The sequence below is a fragment of the Photorhabdus stackebrandtii genome (assembly GCF_011189495.1).
Lineage (GTDB): Bacteria > Pseudomonadota > Gammaproteobacteria > Enterobacterales > Enterobacteriaceae > Photorhabdus > Photorhabdus khanii.
On sequence record NZ_PUJV01000094.1, the window covers coordinates 1 to 2,255 of the forward strand.

Consider the following 2,255-nt stretch of genomic DNA (forward strand, 5'->3'; position numbering starts at 1 on the left):
CTGAAGACTTATGTATCCATCAGTTATTTGAACGGCAGGCAGCGACAACCCCGGACGCCATTGCCCTGGTGTATGAAAACCAGTCGCTCAGTTATGCGGAACTCAATGCCCGGGCGAACCGGCTGGCACATCAATTAATTACGCTGGGGGTCGTGCCCGACCAGTTAGTGGCGATTTGTGTCTCACGCTCACCGGCCATGGTGGTCGGGGTATTGGCCATCCTGAAAGCCGGTGGGGCGTATGTGCCACTGGATCCAGTTTATTCCAGCGAGCGCCTGGTACATATGCTGACCGATGCCGCTCCGGCGATTGTGCTGGCGGATAATATCGGACGGGCAGCACTAGGGAAAATAGGATTAACAGGTCGAATTGTACTTGACCCGAATATACAATTTGACCAACCGGATAACAATCCGCAGATAGCCACACTGACACCACGGCACCTGGCTTATGTAATTTACACCTCCGGCTCGACTGGCACACCCAAAGGTGTGATGATTGAACATCAGGGAGTGACTAATCTTACCCAGGATAAATGCACCCGATTCGATATTGGCACTGATAGCCGGGTGTTACAGTTTGCTTCACTGAGCTTTGATGCCAGTGTCTGGGAAATCATGATGGCGTTGTGCAGTGGTGCCACTTTGAATATTCCGGCAGGTGCTGCTGTTCGTCAGGACCCGCTTGCCTTATGGCGTTATTTCGAAGAACACGCGATAACCCATGCCTTCCTGACCCCGGTGTTGCTTCAGGACGGGGCTGATATACCGGAATTTACGATTAAACCGACTCTGATATTGGGTGGAGAAGCACCGAATACGGCGTTAATTCAGGCATTGCGTAGCCGGGTAACCCTGTTCAATGCTTATGGCCCGACAGAAATAACGGTATGTGCCACTAGCTGGCACTGTCCGTCAGATTATAGAGGCACAGAGGTACCTATCGGGCGGCCGACCGCGAACACACAAATTTATCTGTTGGATGCAGAACGGCAGCTGGTGCCATTGGGGGCGACCGGTGAACTGTATATTGGTGGGGTTGGAGTGGCGCGCGGTTATCTGAACCGGCCTGAACTGACGGCAGAATGTTTCCTGGCTGACCCGTTCAGCGATAAACCGGATGCCCGCATGTATCGCACCGGGGATTTGGCGCGTTATTTGCCGGACGGCAATCTGGAATTTTTGGGCCGCACTGACCAGCAGGTGAAAATCCGCGGTTTCCGCATTGAACCGGGGGAAATTGAAGCGCGGCTGGCCGAACACCCGGCGGTGCGTGAAGCCGTGGTGCTGGCACACGAGGAAGGACTGGACAAACGGCTGGTGGCGTATGTGGCGGCGGATGTGGAAGAAGGGCTGGTGAATAACTTACGTAAGCACCTGAGTCAAGTTTTGCCGGAGTATATGGTGCCGGCGGCGGTGGTGCGTCTGGACCGTTTCCCGCTAACCCCGAACGGCAAACTGGACCGCCGGGCACTGCCGGTGCCCGGGGAGGACGCCTTTGCCCGCCAGCGTTATGCAGCCCCGCAGGGCGCCACCGAAACCGCCCTGGCGGCGGTCTGGCGTGAGTTACTGGGTATCGAAAAAATCAGCCGGCATGACAATTTCTTTGCCCTGGGCGGGCATTCTTTGCTGGCCGTGCGGGTGATGAACCGGATAATGGCCGTACTGGGTGTGGAGCTCCCGCTGGCGGCGTTGTTTCATTCGCCTTCGCTGGCGGCCTTAGCGCAGGCGGTGCAGAAACAAGACCGGCCCGCCTTGCCCGCCATACTGCCGGTCTCCCGGACGGAAACTTTGCCGTTATCCTTTGCCCAACAGCGTTTATGGTTCCTGGCCCAGCTTGACGGGGTCAGTGAAACGTATCATATCCCCCTGGCGCTGCATTTACGCGGCCGGCTGGATATCACCGCCTGGCAGCAGGCCCTGAATGCTGTCTTTGCCCGTCATGAAGCACTGCGCTCTGTTTTTGTTTCCGTTGATGGTCAGCCTCAGATTCATCTGTTGGCGGCAGGCGACGGGTTGCCGCTGGTTCAGCATGATCTGCGTGAACATCCGGATGCTGACACGGAATTAGAACGCCTGTGTACTGGAGAAATGTCTGCACCGTTTGACCTCAGCCGGGGACCGCTTATCCGGGCGGAACTTATCCGACTGACGGAAGAGGATTATCAGTTTTTGCTGACCCAGCATCATATTGTGTCCGATGGCTGGTCAGTCAATGTGCTGATAAATGAACTGAACGCACTCTACGCCGCCTTT

1 protein-coding gene is annotated in these 2,255 nt (G+C 56.1%); it reads left to right on the top strand.

Features of this window, described 5'->3' with window-relative positions; translation table 11 throughout:
- A partial coding sequence (locus C5470_RS21650; protein WP_166291850.1) for a non-ribosomal peptide synthetase occupies positions 1-2,255 on the top strand: 2,255 nt, incomplete at both ends.